This window comes from Pseudomonas sp. LBUM1662, from assembly GCF_059695915.1.
The window spans coordinates 1,048,073-1,070,317 of sequence record NZ_CP166793.1 but is presented as its reverse complement, the minus strand read 5'-3'; the positions used below and the strand labels follow the sequence as shown (position 1 = coordinate 1,070,317).

The window sequence follows — 22,245 nt, the reverse complement described above, 5'->3', positions numbered from 1 at the left end:
CAAATTCTGTAGGAGCGAGGCTTGCCCGCGAAGAGACCCTTCCGAGCGCCGCTTAAACCAGCGTCATCAACGCCTCACGGCTGAACGGCAGGATGTCTTCCTCACGGCCTTCACGCACTTTCTGCGCCCAGTCCGGATCGACCAGCAACGCACGCCCTACCGCCACCAGGTCGAACTCGTCGTTATTCAAACGCTCCAGGAGTTTTTCCAGACTGGCCGGCTGTGCGATCTTGTCAGTGTTGACCATGAACTGCAGGAACTCGCCATCCAGGCCGACGCTGCCCACGGTAATGGTCGGCTTGCCGGTGAGCTTGCGGGTCCAGCCGGCCAGGTTCAGCTCGGAGCCATCGAACTCCGGCTCCCAGAAACGGCGCGTCGAGCAGTGGAAAATATCCACGCCAGCGTCGGACAGCGGCTTGAGGAACTCACCCAGTGCCTCCGGAGTTTGCACCAGGCGCGCGGTGTAATCCTGCTGCTTCCACTGCGAGAAACGGAAGATGATCGGGAAGCCTTCGCCGACCGCTGCACGCACCGCCTGAATCAATTCGATGGCGAAACGCGAACGGTTGGCCAGGCTGCCACCGTATTCGTCGGCGCGCTGGTTGCTGCCTTCCCAGAAAAACTGGTCAACGAGGTAGCCGTGGGCACCGTGAATTTCCACGCCGTCCATGCCGATGCTTTGGGCATCTTTGGCGGCTTGGGCGAATGCGGCGATCACGTCCTGGATATCTTGTTGAGTCATGCCGTGAACCACGACCTGACCGTCCTTCAATTTTTCCGACGGACCGTAACCCGGCACGCTGGCATCCGGCTCGGTGCCGATGCGGCGCACGCTGCCGACATGCCACAACTGAGGAACGATTTTGCCGCCTTCAGCGTGAACCGCATCGACGACTTTCTTCCAGCCGGCCAGCGCGGCTTCACCGTAGAAATGCGGCACGTTCGGGTAGCCGTTGGAGGCCTTGTGCCCGACGGTGGTGCCTTCGGTGATGATCAGGCCGACGCCCGCGGCAGCGCGACGACGGTAGTACTCGATCACTTTGGAATTGGGAACGCCGCCCGGCGAAAACGAGCGGGTCATCGGCGCCATGACGACGCGGGTCGGCAACTCAAGGGTGCCGAGGTGGAACGGTTTGAACAGGGCTTTGACGGGCATGGGACGCTCCACGGGACATAGACTTTATGACGGCGATAATATGGAGAGTCGCAAGCGTTGAACAGCACTATTGATTTGGGTGATTAAGGATAAGAAGACAGAAGCAAAAAGATCGCAGCCTCGTTTCACTCGACAGCTCCTACATTGGAATGCGTCCCTCTGTAGGAGCTGTCGAGTGAAACGAGGCTGCGATCTTTTGATTTCAGCTCAGCGCTTTCTCAATCGCATGAACGACTGAAGGATCATCCGGCGGCGTACGCGGCGAGAACCGCGCCAGCACACGCCCGTCTTTGCCCAGCAGGAATTTCTCGAAATTCCAGGTGATGTCGCCTGGAAACTCCGCGCCCTCGCCCGCCAGCAGACGGTACAGCTGATGACGATCGTGACCGTTGACTTCCAGCTTGCTGGACAACGGAAAGGTCACGCCATAGTTGAGGCTGCAGAACTCCTGGATCTCTTGCTCGGTGCCCGGCTCCTGCCCGGCAAACTGGTTGCACGGCAGACCCAGCACGCTGAAGCCTTTGGCCTTGTATTGCTGATAGAGGTTTTCCAGCGCCGCGTATTGTGGGGTCAAGCCACATTTGGAAGCCACGTTGACCACCAGCACGACTTGCCCCTTAAAGGGCGCCAGCGGAAGCTCCTGACCATCCAGGGCTGTCAAATTAAGGTCGTGAAAAGCACTCATGACGAACTCCAGATTCCCGTGTTCTACTCGAAACAGCCACTTGGCGATGTCGTCAGGGACAGCCGCGGACTAAAAAGGCGCCCTCGGGCGCCTCTCCAGTTCTCTGAGCTTAGCGCAGAAAATCAGTGGTGATGGCCACCTTCGCCATGGACGTGACCATGAGCGATTTCTTCCTGGCTGGCGTCACGGATGTCGATGATCTTGACCTGGAAATTCAGGCGCTGACCGGCCAACGGGTGGTTGCCGTCGACAGTCACGTCGTCGCCGTCCAGATCACGGATGGTGACGATCTGCATCTGGCCGTCCGGAGCGGATGCGTGGAACTGCATGCCCACTTCCAGTTCGTCGACGCCTTCGAACATGCTGCGGCTCAAAGTGCTGACCAGTTCGGCAGCGTATTCGCCGTAAGCATCTTCAGGTTCAACGGCTACGGTCAGCTCGTCGCCGACTGCTTTGCCTTCCAGTGCCTTTTCCAGGCCCGGGATGATGTTACCTGCGCCTTGCAGGTAGACCAGCGGCGCGCCGCCGGCGGAGCTGTCGATGACCTCACCAGCGTCGTTGGTCAGGGTATAGTCGATGGAGACAGCCTTATTGGCGGCGATCAGCATGGGGCGAGACCTTTTGCATAAGAATGAAGAATGGCCAAGTTTAGCGAAGCAATCGCCCGAAAGCGAACACAACCCGGACAGACGGGTGGCGGCGAAAGGCTCAACGGTCACTGGCTTCCATCAGGATGAGGACGGGCATTGGGTGGCCGAGCTTTCCTGCGGTCACACCCAGCACCTGCGTCACCAGCCGCCGTGGCAATTGCGCGCCTGGGTCCTGGACCCCGCGCAACGCATTGAAAAAATAGGCCAGCCCTTTGATTGCGGTTGGTGCGCACAGGGCTCGGTTAGCGATAACCTTGGCGACTGAATTTCGGCAGATCGTCAGATATAGATGATCGCCTTTGCCTGCACCCTTTAGAGAATCCGCATGCAAACTTTTTTTATCGCGCCCACCGATTTTGGTGTGGGTCTGACCTCCATCAGCCTCGGGCTGGTGCGTACCCTTGAGCGGGCCGGCCTCAAAGTCGGCTTTTTCAAACCGATTGCCCAGCCGCATCCGGGTGACACCGGCCCGGAACGCTCCACCGAACTGGTGGCGCGCACCCACGGCTTGAAACCGCCGCAGCCACTCGGCCTGGCCCATGTCGAGCGCATGCTCGGGGACGGTCAGCTGGATGAGTTGCTCGAAGAAATCATCACCCTCTATCAGCAAGCGGCCGTCGGCAAGGACGTGCTGATCGTCGAAGGCATGGTCCCGACCCGCAGCGCCAGTTACGCCGCGCGGGTCAATCTGCATTTGGCCAAGAGCCTGGATGCCGAGGTGATCCTGGTCTCGGCGCCGGAAAACGAAGTGCTGACCGAACTGTCTGGCCGGGTGGAATTGCAGGCGCAGCTGTTTGGCGGTCCGAAAGACCCGAAAGTCCTCGGCGTGATCCTCAACAAGGTCAAGACCGATGAAAGCATGGAAGCCTTCGCCTCGCGCCTGAAGGAACACTCGCCGTTGCTGCGCAGCGGTGATTTCCGCTTGCTCGGCTGCATTCCGTTCCAGCCGGAATTGAACGCCCCGCGCACCCGCGACGTCGCTGACCTGATGGGCGCACAGATTCTCAATGCCGGCGATTACGAAACCCGGCGCATGACCAAAATCATCATCTGTGCCCGCACCATGCGCAACACCGTGGAGCTGCTCAAGCCCGGCGTGCTGGTGGTGACCCCCGGTGATCGCGACGACATCATCCTCGCCGTCAGCCTCGCCGCCATGAACGGCGTGCCGCTGGCCGGCCTGTTGCTGACCAGCGACACCCTGCCCGACCCGCGCATCATGGACCTGTGCCGTGGCGCGTTGCAGGCAGGCTTGCCGGTGTTGTCGGTGAGCACCGGCTCCTACGACACCGCCAACCAGTTGAACGGTTTGAACAAGGAAATCCCGATCGACGACCGCGAGCGCGCGGAGATCATTACCGACTTCGTCGCCAGCCACCTCGACGCCAACTGGCTGCACCAGCGTTGCGGCACCCCGCGTGAGATGCGCCTGTCGCCCGCAGTGTTCCGTTATCAATTGATCCAGCGCGCCCAGGCCGCCAACAAGCGCATCGTCCTGCCCGAGGGCAGCGAGCCGCTGACCGTGCAGGCGGCGGCAATCTGTCAGGCCCGAGGCATCGCCCGTTGCGTGCTGCTGGCGAAACCGGAAGACGTCGAAGCCGTGGCCCGCGCTCAAGGTATCGAGCTGCCGCCGGGGCTGGAGATTCTCGACCCTGACCTGATTCGTGAACGCTACGTCGAACCGATGGTGGCGCTGCGTAAAAGCAAAAGCCTCAACGCGCCGATGGCCGAGCAGCAACTGGAAGACACCGTGGTGATCGGCACCATGATGCTGGCGCTGGATGAGGTCGATGGCCTGGTGTCCGGAGTCATCCACTCCACCGCCAACACCATCCGCCCTGCCCTGCAGCTGATTAAAACCGCACCGGGCTGCACGTTGGTGTCGTCGGTGTTCTTCATGCTGTTTCCGGAGGAAGTGCTGGTCTACGGCGACTGCGTGATGAACCCGCACCCGAGCGCCAGCGAACTGGCCGAGATCGCTCTGCAAAGCGCCGACTCGGCAGCGGCATTCGGCATCATCCCGCGCGTGGCGATGATCAGCTACTCCAGCGGTGAATCGGCCAGCGGCGAAGAAGTCGAAAAGGTTCGCGAAGCCACGTTGCTCGCCCACGAACAGCAGAACTCGCTGCTGATCGACGGCCCGCTGCAGTACGATGCCGCCGCCAACGAAACCGTGGCCAGGCAACTGGCCCCGAACAGCCAGGTCGCCGGTCGCGCCACGGTGTTCGTGTTCCCCGACCTGAACACCGGCAACACCACGCACAAAGCCGTGCAGCGCAGTGCCGATTGCGTCAGCCTCGGGCCGATGCTGCAAGGCCTGCGCAAACCGGTGAACGACCTGCCGCGCGGCGCGCAAGTCGATGACATCGTGTACACCATCGCATTGACCGCGATTCAAGCTGCCAACCGACCTATGGATCTTTAAATGCTGGCTTTTCTACCTGCCGCCGTGCGCGGCGTGATTGCATCGTTGTTGCTGGCGTTGAATACCATACTGCTCTGCTCGTTTCTGTTCTGCGTAGCGATCTTCAAGGTATTGCCCTTTGCCCTCACCCAGCGTTTCACGCTCTGGTTGATGAGCCATACCCATGAAGCCTGGATCAGCAACAACAAGGCCTGGATGAACCTGGTCTGCCGCACCCGCTGGCACCTCAGCGGCCTGCAAGGGCTGGATTATCAGCACTCGTACCTGATCACCAGCAACCACCAGAGCTGGGTCGACATCATGGTGTTGCAGTACGTGCTCAACCGCCGTATCCAGCCGTTGAAGTTCTTCCTCAAGCAGGAATTGATCTGGGTGCCGGTGATTGGCCTGGCCTGGTGGACGCTCGGCTTTCCGTTCATGAAGCGCTACTCCAAGGCCTACCTGGAAAAGTACCCGGAGAAGAAAGGCAAGGACCTGGAAACCACCCGCAAGACCTGCGACAAGTTCCGCAACAACCCGGTGGGGATTTTCAACTTTGTCGAAGGCACGCGCTTCACCGAAGGCAAGCATGCGCAGCAGAAGTCACCGTTCAAGTACCTGCTCAAACCCAAGGCCGGCGGCATTGCGTTTGTGCTGGATGCGATGGGAGAGCAGCTTGAGTCCATTGTGAACGTGACCATTCACTACCCGGCTGGACGTCCTGGGTATTGGGATTTGCTCTGTGGGAACGTTGCGGAGGTGGTGGTGCATTTTCAGGAGTTGAAGATTCCGCCGCAGTTCATTGGCAAGAATTACGACCAGGATGGGGAGTATCGATTGCAGTTTCAGGGCTGGATCAATCAGTTGTGGGAAGACAAGGATGCGTTGCTTGCGCAGATGCATCGGGAGTATCCCGCCCAGTAATCAGGTGAGTGTACCGGCCTATTCGCGGGCAAGCCTCGCTCCTACAGGAGTTGCGCAATCCGTAGGAGCGAGGCTTGCCCGCGAAGGCGTCCGACCAGATACAAAAAAACCCGCCGATGATCACTCATCGGCGGGTTTTTTATGGGCGGCTAACGCTTAGATCGCGCCACGCTGACGCAGCAGATCCAGCACTTGCTTAACGCTTTCTTCTAGCGACAGCGACTGGGTGTCGACCACGAGGTCGGCGTCCAGCGGCACGTCGTACGGGAAGGAATCGCCCGGGATGTTATCCCCGGCCGCCGCGTACAGACCTTGCGGGTCACGCTCGGCACAGACCGTCGGCGAGGCCTGGACGTAAACCGTCAGCAGACGCTCCTTGCCGATCAGTTCCCGGGCTTGCTCACGACCTTCGGCACTCGGCGCAACAAACGCAGCCAGTGTCAGCAGACCCGCTTCGTTGAACTGACGCGCAACGTGCGCCGCACGACGCCAGTTCTCGGTGCGCCCGGCGCGATCCTGTGGCAGACCTTTGTTCAGGTCGTGACGCAGGTTCTGGCCATCGAGTACAAACACCGCGCGGCCCATGTCGAACAACTTGCGTTCAACGGCATAAGCCAAGGTGCTTTTGCCTGCGCCCGACAAGCCGCTGAACAACACGGTGGCCGGTTGCTGACCGAAACGCTGGGCGCGCTCTTCGGTAGCCACGTGCGCCAGTTTGCCGTGGTGCGTGCTGCTGCCATGCGCCAACGGCTGAGCGATGATCATGCCGGCAGCAACGGTGCCGTTGGTCAAACGATCGATGACAATGAACGAACCGGTGGTGCGGTTGCTGGCGTAACCGTCCAGCGCGATCGCCGCGTCGAGGCTGACCTTGACCCGACCAATCTCGTTCAGTTGCAACGCGCTGGCAGGACCTTCTTCCAGCGTGTTCACATCAACGCGGTTGACGATGCTGGTGATCGAACCCGGCACGTAACTGGTGGCGCGCTTGATGTCGTATTTCTTGCCCGGCAGCATCGGCTCTTCGGCCATCCACACCAGCATGGCGTCGAAGGCGTCGGTCACTTGCGGCAGGTTGTCGGCGTGCACCAGCAAGTCGCCGCGAGAGATGTCGATCTCGTCTTCCATGGTCAGCGTCACAGCCTGACCGGGACCTGCGTGTTCCAGCTCACCTTCGAAGGTGACGATGGATTTCACACGGCTGCTCTTGCCCGACGGCAGCACGACGACTTCGTCGCCCTTGTGCACAACGCCGCTGGCGAGGGTGCCGGCGAAACCACGGAAGTTCAGGTTCGGACGGTTGACGTACTGAACCGGGAAACGCAGGTCGGTGTAGTTGCGGTCATTGGCAATCTCGACGGTCTCGAGAATTTCCATCAGCGACTGGCCGGTGTACCACGGCGAGCGCTCGGACTTGTTCACCACGTTGTCGCCTTTCAGAGCGGACATCGGCACGAAGGCCATGGTGGTCGGCTTGAACGCGATGCCTTCGGCGAACTTCAGGTAATCGGCCTTGATCGACTCGAACACGGTTTCGTCGAAGCCGTTGAGGTCCATCTTGTTGATCGCGACCACGATGTGCTTGATGCCCAGCAACGAGGCGATGAAGCTGTGGCGACGGGTCTGGGTCTGCACGCCGTAGCGGGCGTCGACCAGGATGATCGCCAGGTCACAGGTAGACGCACCTGTGGCCATGTTGCGGGTGTACTGCTCATGGCCGGGGGTGTCGGCGATGATGAATTTGCGCTTGGCGGTGGAGAAATAGCGATAAGCGACATCGATGGTGATGCCCTGCTCACGCTCGGCCTGCAGGCCGTCGACCAGCAACGCCAGGTCGATGTCTTCGCCAGTGGTGCCGACTTTTTTCGAGTCGCGGGTTATGGCTTCCAGGTGATCTTCGTAGATCATCTTGGAGTCGTGCAGCAGACGCCCGATCAGGGTGCTCTTGCCGTCGTCGACGTTGCCACAGGTCAGAAAGCGCAGCATTTCCTTGCGTTCGTGCTGGCCCAGGTAGGCGAGGATGTCCTCGCTGATCAAATCAGATACGTGCGACATGACAACCCCTTAGAAATAACCCTGACGTTTCTTTTCTTCCATCGAGCCTGCGCCATCGTGGTCGATGACCCGGCCCTGGCGTTCGGAAGTTCGCGTCAGGAGCATTTCCTGAATGATGTCGGTCAGGCTGGTGGCCTCGGACTCGACCGCACCGGTCAGCGGGTAGTCGCCGAGCGTACGGAAACGGACCTTCTTCTTGACGATGCGCGCCTTGTCTTCATCGCTCAGGTGATTGAGCAGGCGTTCGTCGTCAATCATGATCCAGGTGCCATTCATCTCGATGACGTCGCGCTCGGCGGCGAAATACAGCGGCACGATCGGGATGCCTTCGAGGTAGATGTACTGCCAGATGTCCAGCTCGGTCCAGTTCGACAATGGGAACACACGAATGGATTCGCCCTTGTTGACGTTGCCGTTGTAGACGTTCCACAGTTCCGGGCGCTGGTTTTTCGGGTCCCAGCGGTGCTTGGTGTCGCGGAAGGAATACACGCGCTCTTTGGCACGAGACTTCTCTTCGTCGCGACGGGCACCACCGAAAGCGGCATCGAAACCATACTTGTCGAGGGCTTGTTTCAGGCCTTCGGTTTTCATGATGTCGGTGTGCTTGGCACTGCCGTGGGTCAGCGGGTTGATGCCCTGCGCGACGCCATCGGGGTTGACGTGCACGATCAGGTCCAGGCCGAGTTCTTCGACCATGCGGTCGCGGAACGCGTACATTTCCTTGAACTTCCACCGGGTGTCGACGTGCATCACCGGGAACGGCAGTTTGCCCGGGAAGAATGCCTTGCGCGCAAGGTGCAGCATCACGGCGGAGTCTTTACCGACGGAGTACAGCATCACCGGGTTATCGAACTCGGCGGCGACCTCGCGGATGATGTGGATGCTTTCGGCCTCCAGCTGTTTCAGATGCGTCAGTTTGTCGACCATGGCTACTCACGAAAACGATCTTATGGACGGCCAGCGGGCCGTGTTCGAGCGGGGAATCCTAGCACAGCGACCTCTTCTAATCAGGACGCCGACTAGATCGAAAGGGTATATGAATATACCCCCTCGTTTGGGCCCCGCCCCCTTGTAGGAGCAAGGCTTGCCCGCGAAGAACGATACTCGGTATGCCCGATGCACCGCGTTATCGTGCTTCGCGGGCAAGCCTCGCTCCTACAGGGAATGGTGTGGAAATCAGATCGGGTTCGGGCAATCGATGAAGATGTGCTCCAGCGCAAAGCGCCGGGCCAGGTAATCGCCCAGTGCCTGCACGCCATAACGCTCGGTAGCGTGGTGACCGGCGGCGATGAAGCTGATGTCGTTTTCCCGGGCGCTGTGGAAGGTCTGCTCGGAAGCCTCGCCACTGAGGTACAGATCGACCCCGGCCAGCACCGCCTGATCGATGTAACCCTGGCCGCCACCGGTGCACCAGCCAACGCGGCGAATCATCTCGCTGCCTTCAATCAGCAGCGGTTCGCGGCCCATGACTTCCTGCACGCGGCGAGCGAAATCACGCGGCGTCATCGGTTCGCTCAACGAGCCGACCAGGCCAACCACTTTAAGGTTGTCCGGATCCAGCGGGCCTTCGACCGTGATGTCGAGCTGACGCGCCAGCTGCACGTTGTTGCCGACGTCCGGGTGCAGGTCCAGGGGCAAGTGATAGGACAGCAGGCTGATGTCGTGCTTGAGCAGGGTTTTCAACCGACGCTGCTTCATGCCGGTGATGCACGGGTTCTCGCCCTTCCAGAAATAGCCGTGATGCACCAGCACCAGATCGGCCTGCGCTTCGACGGCGGCGTCCAGCAATGCCTGGCTGGCGGTGACGCCACTGACGATGCGCATCACCTGCGGCCGGCCTTCGACCTGCAAGCCGTTGGGGCAGTAATCGGCAATCCTGGCACTGTTAAGGTAACGGTCGGCTTCTTCGACCAGGGTGCTCAAGGCGACGGCCATAAAAGACTCCTAAATATCCCGTTCAGAGGCGAGCTGCGCCTCGTATAATGCGCGACATTATGGGCGGTCTCATACCGCCTGCAACCTCTCAGGACGTGCTTAATGCTCAAGGCGCTGCGTTTTTCCGGCTGGCCGTTGTTGGCCGGCGTGCTTATCGCTCTGTTGATCATCCAGCGTTACCCGCAGTGGGTCGGGCTTCCGAGCCTCGACGTCAACCTGCAGCAAGCCCCGCAAACCACCACCATGCAACAGGGTCCGGTGTCCTATGCCGACGCGGTGACCACGGCTGCGCCTTCCGTGGTCAACCTGTACACCACCAAAGTCATCAACAAACCGAACCATCCCTTGTTTGAAGATCCGCAGTTCCGCCGCTTCTTCGGCGACAACTCGCCCAAGCAGAAGCGCATGGAATCGAGCCTGGGTTCGGGCGTGATCATGAGCCCGGAAGGTTACTTGCTGACCAACAACCACGTGACCAGCGGCGCCGACCAGATTGTGGTCGCGCTCAAGGATGGTCGCGAAACCCTGGCCCGGGTAATCGGCAGCGACCCGGAAACCGACCTCGCGGTCCTGAAGATCGACCTGAAAAACCTGCCGTCGATCACCGTCGGCCGCTCCGACAACATCCGCATCGGTGACGTCGCGCTGGCCATCGGCAACCCGTTCGGCGTCGGCCAGACGGTGACCATGGGCATCATCAGCGCCACCGGCCGTAACCAGTTGGGCCTGAACAACTACGAAGACTTCATCCAGACCGACGCCGCGATCAACCCCGGCAACTCCGGCGGCGCGCTGGTGGATGCCAACGGCAACCTGACCGGCATCAACACCGCGATTTTCTCCAAGTCCGGCGGCTCGCAAGGCATCGGTTTTGCGATCCCGGTGAAACTGGCGATGGAAGTGATGAAGTCGATCATCGAACACGGCCAGGTGATTCGCGGCTGGCTCGGCATCGAAGTGCAACCGTTGAGTCAGGAACTGGCGGAATCGTTTGGTCTGTCGGGGCGCCCGGGGATTGTGGTCGCGGGGATTTTCCGCGACGGTCCGGCGCAGAAGGCCGGCCTGCAACTGGGTGACGTGATTCTCAGCATCGACGGCGAACCGGCCGGCGACGGTCGTCGTTCGATGAACCAGGTCGCGCGGATCAAACCGACCGACAAGGTCACGATTCAGGTGATGCGCAACGGCAAAGAGCTGAAGCTCACCGCTGAAATCGGCCTGCGTCCGCCACCGGCACCGGTTAAAGAAAAAGAAGAAGACTGACGCTAGCCCGAGGATCTCGGGCTAATAGAAGACATTCTCATTAGACATGTTATATTGTTTCAATATCTCAATTGGAACAACATAACATGTCGTCTCGAACAATGGCTTCAGTGGCAAGTCTTGCCCTTGGCCTGCTGGCGGACCCGGTCTTCGCCGAAGAGCCCGGCACCCTCGAACTGGACGCCATCAGCGTCACCTCCGACTACGAATCACCTACCGGCCCGGTCAAGGGCTACCGCGCCACGCGCTCTTCCAGCGCGACCAAAACCGACACCGCGATCCGCGACATCCCGCAATCCATCAGCGTAATCCCCGTCAGCGTACTCAATGACCTGGGCAGCACCAGTGTCGAACGCGCCCTGGATTTTGCCGGCGGCGTGTCGAAGCAGAACAACTTCGGCGGCCTGACGCTTTACGAATACAGCGTGCGCGGCTTCACCACCTCTGAGTTCTACAAGGACGGCTTCAGCGCCAACCGGGGTTATCCGAGTACGCCGGACGCGGCCAATATCGAGCGCATCGAAGTGCTCAAAGGCCCCGCCGCCAGCCTCTATGGACGCGGCGATCCCGGCGGCACGGTGAACATTGTTACCAAGAAACCACAGCCCGCAGCGTTCACCACCCTGCAAACCAGCGCCGGCAGTTGGGATCGCTATCGCACCGCTCTCGACGTCAACACGCCGCTGGATGACGACGCCAACGTGCTGTCGCGAATCAACCTGGCCGTCGAGGACAACCACAGCTTCCGCGATCACGTCGACAGCCAGCGAGTGTTCGTTGCGCCCTCCTTCAGTTGGCAATTGAACTCTGACACCAGCCTGTTGGTAGAGAGCGAATTCGTCCGTCATAACTCCACGTTCGATCGCGGCATCGTTGCGCCGAACAATAAATGGAGTGGCGTTTCCCGCTCGACATTCCTCGGCGAACCCAATGACGGCAACATCGACAACCACAACAACCTGCTGCAAGCGGCGCTCGAACATCATCTCAATGACAGTTGGAAACTGCGCCTGGCCAGTCATTACAAGGAAGGCAAACTCTGGGGCTACGCCTCCGAAAACCGCCCGCTGAATGCCGACAGCCACACCGTCAACCGACGCTATCGCGAGCGCGATACCAACTGGCACGACAGCATCACCCAACTCGAATTGCGCGGTCTGTTCGACCTCGGTAGCTGGCAGCACGAACTGCTGATTGGCAGCGAGTACGAAAACTTCCGCAAGAACGAACGGGTCACGACCATTGCCGGTGGCCCCTACGCCATCGACATTTACAAGCCCATCTACGGCCAGCCGAAACCCAACGGCACGCGCTCTGGTACGGACTTATTCGAACACGTCGAAAGCCGGGCGCTGAACCTGCAGGATCAGATCGTCTTCACCGACAAGCTGCGCGGCATGCTCGGTGCGCGCGTCGAGCATTTCGAACAAAGCATCGACGATCACAGTCGCGGTGCCACCAGCCGTCAGAGCCACGATGCGCTGACCCAACGGGCCGGCCTGCTCTATCAACTGACGCCTGAAGTCGGGGTGTTCGCCAACGCCTCTACCTCGTTCAAACCGAACAACGGTCTGGACGCTGCGGGGAAATCCTTCGCCCCGGAAGAAGGCGTCGGATACGAAGTCGGGATCAAGAGCGAGCTGTTCGACGACCGCTTGAGCACCACCCTCGCCGCCTTCCATATCGAAAAGGAAAACGTCCTCGCACTCGACCCGGCCACGGACGCCAGCCGCGCCATGGGCAAGGCCCGCAGCCAGGGTTTCGACCTGCAAGTCACCGGGCAAGTGACGGACGCCGTGCGGGTGATCGGCGCCTTCGCCTACATCGACGCCGAAGTCACTCAAGGCGACAAGGTGATTCCCACCGGCAGCCGCATCCTCGGCGTGGCCAAGCGCAGCGGCAGTCTGCTGGGGGTTTATGAATTTCAGGATGGCCATTTGCGTGGCTCAGACGTCGGCGCGGCATTCACGTACGTCGGTGATCGCTCGGGTGAATCCGGCAGCGATTTCGAACTGCCGCCCTACCACACCGTCGACCTGCTCGCCCATTACAAGGCCAGTGAAAACGTCACGGTCGGCCTGAACCTGAACAACGTTTTCGACGAGAAATACTTCGAGCGCTCGTACAGCAATTACTGGGTCAACCCCGGCGAGCCGCGCAATTTCACCGTCAGCCTGACACTCAATCTGTAAAAGGAAGTTCACATGCATCACCTCAAACCTCTGGCGCTGCTCGGCCTGCTGTTCGCGAGCCAGGTCTCGGCCCACGGCCTCTGGACCGAACAACGTCGCGGCAACATCGAAGTGATTTACGGCCACGGCGCCGAAGACAACGCCTTCAAGGCGCAGAAAATCAGCGGCGCCTGGGCCTATGACATCAATGGAAAAATGATCCCGGTGACCGTGCAGCGACTGGCCGATCACGCCCGTTTACAACCATTGAAACCGCCCGCCGTGTTGGCGGTGGCGCTGGACAACGGCATGTGGTCGCAGACGGCGGATAAAAAGTGGATCAACGAAGGACGCAGCAAAGTGCCGGGGGCTATCGAGTCAACGCAGACGTTCAAATACAGCCTGGCGATTTATCAACCGGGAGCGAAGTTGCCGAAGCTTGATCAGATGAAATTGCTGATCCTGCCGGAGGTTGATCCGCTGACGGTCGGGCCGGGCAAGTTGCTGCCCGTGCGAGTGCTACTGGATGGGAAACCGGCGGCGGGGGTGAAGTTGACGGGCGACTATCGCAGTGCGCCGAATACGTTGAGCACCGAGACGGACAAGGACGGCCGCGCGCAGGTGGTGGTGCGTAACGAAGGATTGAATGTGATTTCGGCGCAGATGGAAATTGTGTTGAAGGACAATCGGGATGTGGCAACGCGCGGAGTGTTCAGCTCACTGACGTTCCTCGGCGAACCGCACCACGAATAACCCACAAAACCCTGTAGGAGCGAGGCTTGCCCGCGAAGAACGATAACTCGGTGTAACAGGTAAACCGTGTCATCGTTCTTCGCGGGCAAGCCTCGCTCCTACGGGATCAACGGTGGATCAGAGGTCGCCGAGGCCGTCGATCAACGCATGATTCTGTTCAGGTGTGCCGATGGAGATCCGCAAGAATTGCGCAATCCGCTCCTGCTTGAAGTGCCGGACGATCACGCCCTGCTCACGCAACTTCGCCGCGAGTCCAGCCGCGTCATGCTGCGGATGGCGCGTGAAGATGAAGTTCGCCGCCGACGGCAACACTTCAAAGCCCTTCCCTTCCAGTTGCGCAACCACCCACTCACGATGCTCGATGACCAACCGGCAGGTCTTATCGAAGTACTCACGGTCTTCAAATGCAGCGGCAGCCCCGACATTCGCCAGACGATCCAGCGGATAGGAGTTGAAGCTGTTCTTGATCCGCTCCAGCGCCTCGATCAAATCCGGATGCCCCACCGCCAAGCCAACACGCAAGCCAGCCAGCGAACGGGATTTGGACAAGGTCTGAGTCACCAGCAGGTTCGGATAACGGTCGACCAACGTGATCGCGGTCTCGCCGCCAAAGTCGATGTAAGCCTCATCCACCACAACCACCGAATCCGGGCTGGCCTTGAGGATTTGCTCCACCGCGTCCAGCGCCAACAGGCAACCGGTCGGCGCGTTCGGATTCGGGAAGATGATCCCGCCGTTCGGCCTGGCGTAGTCCGCCGGGTTGATCTGGAACTGTTCGTCCAGCGGCACCGCGTCGAACTGGATGCCGTACAACCCGCAGTAGACCGGATAAAAGCTGTAGCTGATGTCCGGGAACAGCACCGCTTTGTCGTGTTGCAGCAAGCCGTGAAAAATGTGCGCCAGGACTTCGTCCGAGCCGTTGCCGAGGAACACCTGATTGGCCTGCACGCCGTAATACGTGGCCACGGCGTTTTTCAGCAGATCGCTGTTCGGGTCCGGGTACAGACGCAGGTTGTCATTGAGTTCGGTCTGCATCGCCGCCAAGGCTTTGGGCGATGGGCCGTACGGATTCTCGTTGGTGTTGAGCTTCACCAGTTTCGCCAGTTTCGGCTGCTCGCCCGGCACGTAAGGCACCAGATCCTTGACGAACGGGCTCCAGAATTTACTCATCTTCAGTTGTCCTTTTGTTCGTCAACGATGCGGTATTCGGCGCTGCGGGCGTGGGCGGTCAGCGACTCGCCACGGGCCAGCACGGAAGCGGTCTTGCCCAGTTCGGACGCCCCCTGCTCGGAGCAGAAGATGATCGACGAGCGTTTCTGGAAGTCGTACACACCCAGCGGCGAAGAGAACCGCGCGGTGCCGGAGGTCGGCAATACGTGGTTGGGACCTGCGCAGTAATCGCCCAGGGCTTCGGAGGTGTGGCGGCCCATGAAGATCGCACCCGCGTGGCGAATCAGCGGCAACCATGCCTGCGGATCGGCCACCGACAACTCCAGGTGCTCCGGCGCAATGCGGTTGGCCACTTCGATGGCTTGCTCCATGTCGCGAACCTGAATCAGCGCACCACGGCCATTGATCGAGGTTTCGATGATCTCGGCGCGCTCCATGGTCGGCAGCAGTTTGGCGATGCTGGCGGCGACCTTGTCGAGGAACTCGGCGTCCGGGCTGACCAGAATCGCCTGGGCGTCTTCGTCATGTTCGGCCTGGGAAAACAGATCCATGGCGATCCAGTCCGGATCGGTGTGGCCGTCGCACACCACGAGGATTTCCGACGGGCCGGCGATCATGTCGATGCCGACCTGGCCGAACACGTGGCGCTTGGCGGTGGCGACATAGATGTTGCCCGGGCCAACCACCTTGTCGACCTTCGGCACGCTTTCGGTGCCGTAAGCCAATGCGGCCACCGCTTGCGCGCCGCCAATGGTGAAGACGCGGTCGACACCGGCGATGCAGGCCGCGGCCAGCACCAGTTCGTTGATTTCACCGCGAGGAGTCGGCACCACCATGACCACTTCGGTCACGCCGGCGACCTTGGCCGGAATCGCGTTCATCAGCACCGAGGACGGGTACGACGCCTTGCCGCCCGGCACGTAAAGGCCGGCGCGATCCAGCGGCGTGACTTTCTGGCCCAGCACCGTGCCGTCGGCTTCGGTGTAGCTCCAGGAATCCTGCTTCTGTTTTTCGTGGTAGCTGCGCACGCGGGACGCGGCTTTTTCCAGCGCTTCACGCTGAGGCACGGTGATCCGGGTCAGGGCCAGTTCCAGGCGTTCGCGCGGCAGGATCAGGTCCGCCATGGACGCAACGTCCAGGCCGTCAAACTGCCGGGTGAAGTCCACCAGCGCCGCGTCGCCACGCTCGCGCACGGCTTTGATGATGTCCAGCACGCGCTGATTGACCGAGTCGTCAGACACACTTTCCCAGCTCAGCAGATGATCCAGATGATGCGCGAAATCCGGGTCAGCAGCGTTGAGTCGGCGAATTGCAGTCGGTGCGGTCATAGCGAGAGCCTCATAGGATTGGCAAAAAACTCAGGCGCCCGAAGCTAACATTCGATCCGCTTGGGCACCTGAGAATTCTGGCTATGAGGCGGATAGACGGCGCGACTTGACGTCGCGCAGGTGAATCAGCCGCGGTGTCGAGACTCCACTGCCTTGCGCAGGGTGTCGATCAACGCCTGGATACGGGCGTGTTGCATCTTCATCGAAGCTTTGTTGACGATCAGCCGAGAGCTGATGTCGGCAATGAAATCCTGGGGTTCCAGGCCATTGGCACGCAAGGTGTTGCCGGTGTCGACCACGTCGATGATCTTGTCCGCCAGACCGATCAGCGGCGCCAGTTCCATCGAGCCGTAGAGCTTGATGATGTCAACCTGACGACCCTGCTCGGCGTAGTAACGCTTGGCAACGTTGACGAACTTGGTCGCCACACGCAGACGGCCCTTGGGCTCGACGTCGCCGACACGGCCGGCGGTCATCAGCTTGCAGAGGGCAATGCGCAGGTCCAAAGGCTCGTACAGACCCTGGCCGCCGTATTCCATCAGCACATCTTTACCGGCGACGCCCAGGTCCGCGGCACCATGCTCGACGTAGGTCGGCACATCGGTGGCGCGCACGATCAGCAGACGCACGTCGTCCTGGGTCGTGGGGATGATCAGCTTGCGGCTCTTGTCCGGATTCTCGGTCGGCACGATGCCCGCTTCAGCCAGAAGCGGCAGGGTGTCGTCAAGGATGCGGCCCTTGGACAGTGCGATGGTCAACATGGGAAACGTCAGTCCTTATCAAGGTACTCATGCCCGGTCGCAAACGGCGCCGGACACACATCGAGGCCGTCACCAGCCTCGATTCAAAACGAATTCAACGGGCGCGTCCCTGCGCCCATGCAGCAGAAACTAGCCCGGTACGCGGCGGATCTTGGCGCCGAGCATCTGCAGTTTCTCTTCGATGCACTCGTAACCACGGTCGATGTGGTAGATGCGGTCGATCAGGGTGTCGCCTTCGGCGATCAGTGCCGAGATCACCAGGCTGGCCGAAGCACGCAGGTCGGTGGCCATGACTGGCGCGCCCTTGAGCTTTTCGATGCCGGTGACGATGGCGGTGTTGCCTTCGACCTGGATGTGAGCGCCCATGCGGTGCAGTTCGTAAACGTGCATGAAGCGGTTTTCGAAGATCGTCTCGATCACAGCGCCCGTGCCTTCGGCAATGGCGTTGAGGGAGATGAACTGCGCCTGCATGTCAGTCGGGAACGCCGGGTATGGAGCGGTCCGCACGTTAACGGCTTTCGGCCGCTTGCCGTGCATGTTCAGCTCGATCCAGTCTTCGCCGCAGGTGATTTCAGCACCCGACTCGCGGAGTTTTTCCAGAACGGCTTCGAGGATCGTCGGATCAGTGTCCTTGACCTTCACGCGACCGCCGGTCACCGCTGCCGCCACCAGGTAGGTGCCGGTTTCGATACGGTCAGGCATCACTTTGTAGGTGGTCGGGTGCAGACGCTCAACGCCATCAATGGTGATGGTGTCGGTGCCGGCGCCGGTGATCTTCGCACCCATGGCGATCAGGAAGTTCGCCAGGTCGATGACTTCAGGTTCGCGAGCGGCGTTCTGCAACACGCTGCGGCCCTTGGCCAGAGCGGCGGCCATCATGATGTTTTCGGTACCGGTCACGCTGACGGTGTCGAAGAAGAAGTGCGCACCGCGCAAGCCGCCTTCTGGCGCCTTGGCCTTGATGTAGCCGCCTTCGACGTCGATGACTGCGCCCATGGCTTCGAGACCACGGATGTGCAGGTCAACCGGACGCGAACCGATGGCGCAACCGCCAGGCAGGGCGACTTCGGCTTCACCGAAACGGGCAACCATCGGGCCCAGCACGAGGATCGACGCACGCATGGTTTTCACCAGTTCGTACGGGGCGATCAGGGTCTTGATGGTGCGCGGGTCGATTTCGACGCTGAGCTTCTCGTCGATCACCGGCTCGATGCCCATGCGACCGAACAGCTCGATCATGGTGGTGATGTCGTGCAGGTGCGGCAGGTTGGCAACAGTCACCGGGCCATCGCACAGCAGAGTTGCAGCCAGGATCGGCAGGGCAGAGTTCTTCGCCCCGGAGATGCGGATTTCGCCATCAAGACGAACGCCGCCAGTAATAATCAATTTATCCATAAGAATCTCGACGCCCTTGGGCTCAGGTGCGCTCGGCCCAGGCCGCGCTGCTGAAAAATTTCATAGTGACCGCATGGATGCTGCCATCGGTGATCCATGGGTTCAAATGGGCATAGATCTGCTGCTGACGCTTCACCGGGCTTAACGCCGCCAGTTCATCGCTAATCACGTTCAGCTGGAAATTGCAGCCTTCGCCCTCAACTTCTACCAACGTTCCGGGCAGCTTTCCTTCAAGGAAGCTCTTCACTTCTACGGCCTGCATGCTCAACCTCAATCGGCGCCCTGTGCGCGCGGGTCGGACATCATACAAAAAAGCCCCGCGCCTGCGAACCCCGCGAAGCAGGACTCTGACGGGGGGCTTCTTTATAGATGCTGGTTAGGGATGCGCCAACAGCTCGGTCAATTCGCTGACCTGAGCGATTTCACGCATGTCTTCTGGCATCCCGCGAATGCTCAGCGCCTTGCCGGCCGCCTCAGCATCGCGCATGAAACACAGCAGCAGGGACAAGCCCACGCTGCTGGACTTCAACACCGCCGAACAATCGACCACCACTTCGGCAGCCGTGCTGGATTTGATCAACGCCTGCCCCTGCTTGCGCAGACCGGGGCCGGTACGGTAATCCAGCATGCCACTGAGGCGCAGCTCGCCGGTTTCGCTCATGCGAATGGCCGACACACTCATTGGGCAGACTTCTCGGTGGCGTCTGCGGATTTTTCCTTGGCTTTGGCGACTTCCCCGGCCCAACCGTTGATGGTCTTGTCCAGGTCATTGCCATTGCGCTGCATCGCATCAGCGAACTGATCGCGGAACAGCTTGCCGATGTTGATGCCGTTGATGATCACGTTGCGCAGTTTCCACTCGCCGTTGATCTTCTCGAGTGTGTACGACACAGGATAGATCGAGCCGTTGGTGCCCTTGACCGTCATGGCAACGCTGGTGCGGTCCCCGGATTCATCCTTGGCAGGATCGACGGTGATGCCCTGATTGTTGTACTCGAGCAAGGCATTGCCATAGAACTGGAACAGGCCCTTCTTGAAGTTTTCTTCAAAGGTTTTCATCTGCGCCGGCGTGGCTTTGCGCGAGTATTTGACCGTCATGATGCTTTTGGAAATGCCCTCGGCATCCACAACCGGCCCGACGATGGTGTTCAGCGCCGTGTAAAAGTCTTGCGGGTCCTGCTTGTACTTCTCTTTGTTGGCCGACAGATCGGCGAGCAACCGATCAGTGGTGTCTTTCACGATATCGTGCGCTGAAGGCGCTGCCACGGCGTGAGCCATCAACGGCAAGGCCGCGAGTAATACCAACAGGCTACGTCGCAAGGTAGAGATCATTCAAAAGCTCCTCATTTGGCGTCTTTGCTAACGGTATTGAGCAGAAATTTACCGATCAGGTCCTCGAGCACCAGCGACGACTGCGTGTCGTGGATGGTTCCACCATCCTTGAGCAGGGCTTCTTCCCCGCCCACGCTGATACCGATGTACTTCTCGCCCAACAGGCCAGCCGTCAGGATAGATGCAGTGGAGTCAGCCGGCAGGTTATCTACGCGCTTTTCCAGTTGCATGGTCACCCGACCGGTGAAGCTGTCGCGGTCCAGATCGATCGCCGTGACCTTGCCGATGGTCACACCGGCCATGGTCACTTTAGCTCTGACCGTCAAACCGGCGATATTGTCGAAATAGGCATAAAGTTTATAAGTATCGGTGGTGGCGCTCGGCGACAGGCCACTGACCCGCAACGCTAGCAACAGCAAAGCCAGGATGCCAGCCAGCAAGAAAAGGCCGACACCGATTTCCAGGGTGCGGTTTTGCATCAGAAATCTCCAAACATCAAGGCGGTCAAAATAAAGTCCAGGCCGAGTACAGCCAAAGAGGCATACACCACGGTCTTGGTAGTGGCACGACTGATCCCCTCGGAAGTGGGCTCGCAGTCATAGCCTTGGAATACGGCGATCCAGGTCACGACAAAGGCGAAGACGATGCTCTTGATGATGCCGTTGAGCACATCATCGGTGAACGTCACGCTGTTCTGCATGTTGGACCAGTAGGAACCTTCATAGACACCCAGCCAGTCGACGGCCACCCACGAACCGCCCCAGATGCCCACCACGCTGAAGATCATCGCCAGCACCGGCAGGGAAATGAAGCCGGCCCACAGGCGCGGGGCAATGATGTACTTGAGCGGGTCGACGCCAATCATTTCCAGACTGGACAACTGTTCGGTGGACTTCATGTTGCCGATTTCGGCAGTGAGCGCCGAACCTGCGCGCCCGGCGAACAGCAAGGCCGTGACCACGGGACCGAGTTCACGCAACAGCGTCAGCGCAACCATCTGCCCGACCGCCTGCTCCGAACCGTAGCTGGACAGAATGTTGAAGCCCTGCAGCGCCAGCACCATGCCGATGAACACCCCGGAGACCACAATGATCACCAGGGACATCACGCCCACCGAATGCAGCTGCTTGATCAGCAGGCCAAAACCGCCGCCGATACCACCGCGGCCGAGCAAGGCATGAAACAGGAAAATCGCCGAACGGCCGAACACCGACAGCACATCGATGCCGCCGTGGCCGAATCGACGCACGCGTTCTAATAGTGAAATCTTGCGCATCAACGCTTCCCCAGAAGATCTGCGCGGTAATCCGTCGCTGGAAAGTGGTATGCGACCGGACCGTCGGGATCGCCGGACATGAATTGACGAATACGCGGTTCCTGAGAGTTCATCAGCTCCTCGGGTGTGCCTTGCCCCAGGACTTGCCCGTCGCCCACCACATAGATGTAGTCGGCGATGCTGGCGGTCTCGGCCAGATCGTGGGAAACCACGATGCTGGTGATGCCCAACGCATCGTTGAGCAAGCGGATCAGGCGCACCAACACGCCCATGGCGATAGGGTCCTGGCCGACAAAAGGTTCGTCATACATGAGAATCTGCGGATCGAGCGCAATCGCCCGCGCCAGCGCGACACGGCGCTTCATGCCACCGGACAGCTCGTCGGGCATCAGGTCGATGGCGCCACGCAACCCTACGGCCTGCAATTTGAGCAGGACGATGTCACGGATCATTTCTTCAGGCAGCTCGGTATGAACGCGCAGCGGAAAGGCGACGTTCTCGAACACATCGAGGTCGGTAAACAGCGCGCCGCTCTGGAACAGCACGCCCATGTGCTTGCGCGCATCGAACAGATCGCTGCGCGACAGCTTTGGCAGATTCTGGCCATTGACCCAGACTTCGCCCTTGGTAGGACGCAACTGTGCGCCCATCAGACGCAACAGCGTGGTCTTGCCACACCCGGAAGGCCCCATGATGCCGGTGACCTTGCCGCGCGGGATACGGATATCGACGTTATTGAAAATGCTGCGCGCACCGCGCTTGAAGGACAGTCCCTTCAGCTCGACCGCGTAGGCGTTATCGGCACTCATCTAAACTCCTTGCGATGCAGCCTCACACTCGGACGCCTGGCTTCCTGACGAAAGCACATACCTCCCCGGGCAGGCCGAACTGGCGGCGAACTATATCACTGCAAAGGCCAAGCGCCCAAGGCCCACGCCGGCCCATGTTCAGCAAGATGACAGGCAAAAAGCCTCGTCCAGAGCGGAT

22 protein-coding genes are annotated in these 22,245 nt (G+C 60.1%); 6 read left to right on the top strand and 16 right to left on the bottom strand.

Translation table 11 applies throughout. From position 1 onward, the window contains the following. Positions 1-52: 52 nt before the first annotated feature. The 3 genes from ACA049_RS04620 to ACA049_RS04610 form a co-directional block, all read right to left on the bottom strand. Positions 53-1,156 carry an NADH:flavin oxidoreductase gene (locus tag ACA049_RS04620; RefSeq protein WP_497333472.1) on the bottom strand — a complete coding sequence of 368 codons (1,104 nt, stop codon included), beginning with the start codon at positions 1,154-1,156 and terminating at the stop codon, positions 53-55. 202 nt (positions 1,157-1,358) lie between these two features. After that, complete coding sequence (locus ACA049_RS04615; RefSeq protein ID WP_497333470.1) at positions 1,359-1,841, bottom strand: glutathione peroxidase; 483 nt, start codon at positions 1,839-1,841, stop codon at positions 1,359-1,361. A 122-nt stretch (positions 1,842-1,963) separates the two neighbouring features. Next, complete coding sequence (locus tag ACA049_RS04610; protein WP_007901600.1) at positions 1,964-2,449, bottom strand: FKBP-type peptidyl-prolyl cis-trans isomerase; 486 nt, start codon at positions 2,447-2,449, stop codon at positions 1,964-1,966. On the opposite strand from ACA049_RS04610, the gene ACA049_RS04605 reads away from it, so the two are divergent. The 3 genes from ACA049_RS04605 to yihG are packed head-to-tail and all read left to right on the top strand — an operon-like array spanning position 2,418 to position 5,819. Beyond that, entirely contained in the window at positions 2,418-2,756 is a 339-nt protein-coding gene (locus tag ACA049_RS04605) for a DUF3565 domain-containing protein (RefSeq protein ID WP_497333468.1), read from the top strand. The two genes, ACA049_RS04610 and ACA049_RS04605, sit on opposite strands and share 32 nt — an antisense overlap. 60 nt (positions 2,757-2,816) lie before the next feature. Continuing rightward, a complete protein-coding gene (gene pta, locus ACA049_RS04600; protein WP_497333466.1) occupies positions 2,817-4,916 on the top strand; it encodes a phosphate acetyltransferase in 2,100 nt (699 codons plus the stop codon). Further along, positions 4,917-5,819, top strand: a complete 903-nt coding sequence (gene yihG / locus ACA049_RS04595) for a 1-acylglycerol-3-phosphate O-acyltransferase, YihG family (RefSeq protein WP_497333464.1) — start codon at positions 4,917-4,919, stop codon at positions 5,817-5,819. It abuts the gene before it with no gap. 156 nt (positions 5,820-5,975) lie between these two features. Here the strand turns inward: yihG and cysN are convergent, their stop codons facing one another. From cysN to ACA049_RS04580, 3 genes are all read right to left on the bottom strand, one after another. Further along, on the bottom strand, positions 5,976-7,874 hold the full coding sequence (gene cysN, locus ACA049_RS04590) for a sulfate adenylyltransferase subunit CysN (protein WP_497333462.1): 1,899 nt from the start codon (positions 7,872-7,874) through the stop codon (positions 5,976-5,978). Positions 7,875-7,883: 9 nt separating this feature from the next. Further along, positions 7,884-8,801, bottom strand: a complete 918-nt coding sequence (cysD, locus tag ACA049_RS04585) for a sulfate adenylyltransferase subunit CysD (protein ID WP_090175435.1) — start codon at positions 8,799-8,801, stop codon at positions 7,884-7,886. A gap of 249 nt (positions 8,802-9,050) precedes the next feature. Continuing rightward, complete coding sequence (locus ACA049_RS04580; RefSeq protein ID WP_109628001.1) at positions 9,051-9,809, bottom strand: Nif3-like dinuclear metal center hexameric protein; 759 nt, start codon at positions 9,807-9,809, stop codon at positions 9,051-9,053. A gap of 102 nt (positions 9,810-9,911) precedes the next feature. On the opposite strand from ACA049_RS04580, the gene algW reads away from it, so the two are divergent. The 3 genes from algW to ACA049_RS04565 all read left to right on the top strand — a co-directional run bounded on the left by algW (position 9,912) and on the right by ACA049_RS04565 (position 13,996). Continuing rightward, positions 9,912-11,072 carry a Do family serine endopeptidase AlgW gene (algW, locus tag ACA049_RS04575; RefSeq protein WP_497333460.1) on the top strand — a complete coding sequence of 387 codons (1,161 nt, stop codon included), beginning with the start codon at positions 9,912-9,914 and terminating at the stop codon, positions 11,070-11,072. A gap of 86 nt (positions 11,073-11,158) precedes the next feature. Further along, on the top strand, positions 11,159-13,264 hold the full coding sequence (locus ACA049_RS04570; RefSeq protein WP_497333458.1) for a TonB-dependent siderophore receptor: 2,106 nt from the start codon (positions 11,159-11,161) through the stop codon (positions 13,262-13,264). A 12-nt stretch (positions 13,265-13,276) separates the two neighbouring features. After that, a complete protein-coding gene (locus ACA049_RS04565; protein ID WP_497333456.1) occupies positions 13,277-13,996 on the top strand; it encodes a DUF4198 domain-containing protein in 720 nt (239 codons plus the stop codon). Between the two features lie 117 nt (positions 13,997-14,113). Here ACA049_RS04565 and hisC read toward each other — a convergent pair whose 3' ends face one another. The 10 genes from hisC to ACA049_RS04515 form a co-directional block, all read right to left on the bottom strand. Then, a complete protein-coding gene (gene hisC / locus ACA049_RS04560) occupies positions 14,114-15,166 on the bottom strand; it encodes a histidinol-phosphate transaminase (RefSeq protein ID WP_497333454.1) in 1,053 nt (350 codons plus the stop codon). Between the two features lie 2 nt (positions 15,167-15,168). Then, positions 15,169-16,494: a histidinol dehydrogenase gene (gene hisD / locus ACA049_RS04555; RefSeq protein WP_497333452.1), complete on the bottom strand. Its 1,326-nt coding sequence runs from the start codon at positions 16,492-16,494 to the stop codon at positions 15,169-15,171. 125 nt (positions 16,495-16,619) lie between these two features. Further along, positions 16,620-17,255: an ATP phosphoribosyltransferase gene (gene hisG, locus ACA049_RS04550; RefSeq protein WP_003188599.1), complete on the bottom strand. Its 636-nt coding sequence runs from the start codon at positions 17,253-17,255 to the stop codon at positions 16,620-16,622. 129 nt (positions 17,256-17,384) lie between these two features. After that, a complete protein-coding gene (gene murA / locus ACA049_RS04545; RefSeq protein WP_109627995.1) occupies positions 17,385-18,650 on the bottom strand; it encodes a UDP-N-acetylglucosamine 1-carboxyvinyltransferase in 1,266 nt (421 codons plus the stop codon). 22 nt (positions 18,651-18,672) lie between these two features. Further along, entirely contained in the window at positions 18,673-18,912 is a 240-nt protein-coding gene (locus tag ACA049_RS04540; RefSeq protein ID WP_007912386.1) for a BolA family protein, read from the bottom strand. Positions 18,913-19,026: 114 nt separating this feature from the next. Beyond that, positions 19,027-19,332, bottom strand: coding sequence for an STAS domain-containing protein (locus tag ACA049_RS04535; protein ID WP_109627994.1), 306 nt, complete (start codon positions 19,330-19,332; stop codon positions 19,027-19,029). Continuing rightward, positions 19,329-19,982: an MlaC/ttg2D family ABC transporter substrate-binding protein gene (locus tag ACA049_RS04530; protein ID WP_497333449.1), complete on the bottom strand. Its 654-nt coding sequence runs from the start codon at positions 19,980-19,982 to the stop codon at positions 19,329-19,331. The genes ACA049_RS04535 and ACA049_RS04530 overlap by 4 nt, the downstream gene beginning before the upstream one ends. A gap of 11 nt (positions 19,983-19,993) precedes the next feature. After that, a complete protein-coding gene (gene mlaD / locus ACA049_RS04525; RefSeq protein WP_109627992.1) occupies positions 19,994-20,461 on the bottom strand; it encodes an outer membrane lipid asymmetry maintenance protein MlaD in 468 nt (155 codons plus the stop codon). Continuing rightward, a complete protein-coding gene (gene mlaE, locus ACA049_RS04520; protein ID WP_109627991.1) occupies positions 20,461-21,258 on the bottom strand; it encodes a lipid asymmetry maintenance ABC transporter permease subunit MlaE in 798 nt (265 codons plus the stop codon). Before mlaE ends, mlaD begins: the two co-directional genes overlap by 1 nt. Beyond that, positions 21,258-22,067, bottom strand: a complete 810-nt coding sequence (locus ACA049_RS04515; protein ID WP_497333447.1) for an ATP-binding cassette domain-containing protein — start codon at positions 22,065-22,067, stop codon at positions 21,258-21,260. Before ACA049_RS04515 ends, mlaE begins: the two co-directional genes overlap by 1 nt. Positions 22,068-22,245: the final 178 nt, after the last annotated feature.